Source organism: Bacillaceae bacterium S4-13-56, assembly GCA_040191315.1.
In the GTDB taxonomy this organism is placed as follows: domain Bacteria; phylum Bacillota; class Bacilli; order Bacillales; family JAWJLM01; genus JAWJLM01.
This window is the reverse complement of the sequence record JAWJLM010000195.1, coordinates 1-388: the sequence shown is the minus strand read 5'-3', so window position 1 is coordinate 388 and position 388 is coordinate 1. Positions and strand designations below refer to the sequence as shown.

General features: G+C 40.2%; 1 protein-coding gene. It reads left to right on the top strand.

What is annotated here, in order from left to right; translation table 11 throughout:
- Window positions 1-383, top strand: a 383-nt coding sequence (locus RZN25_18635; GenBank protein ID MEQ6378799.1) for an IS1595 family transposase, incomplete at its 5' end; no start/stop codon positions are given.
- Between the last annotated feature and the right edge of the window lie 5 nt (window positions 384-388).

Genomic DNA, 388 nt, shown 5'->3' with positions numbered 1-388 from the left:
TTAAGATGCAAGTGATTCCTGACGTTAAAGGTGTTACACTTGTTAACTTTGCACAAAAGTCCATTGAGTCTGGATCAACCATTACAAGTGATAAGTACCGATCTTATAAAGCTTTGGCGAAAGAAGGATTTAATCATGAAGCCAAACTCTTTAATCCAGCGGATAATCCAGATCATCTTAAGTGGCTTCATACGGTCATCTCCAATGCTAAAGCCTTTATTGGCGGGACCTATCATGGGTTGGATTCCAAACATTTGCAAGCATACCTGGATGAATTCTGTTACCGATTCAACCGTCGAGCAATAAAAAACGAACTGTTTAACCGATTGGCTCCATGTTGTGTGTCATCAACCACTGTGACCTATACTGAGCTAGTTGGATAATCAGA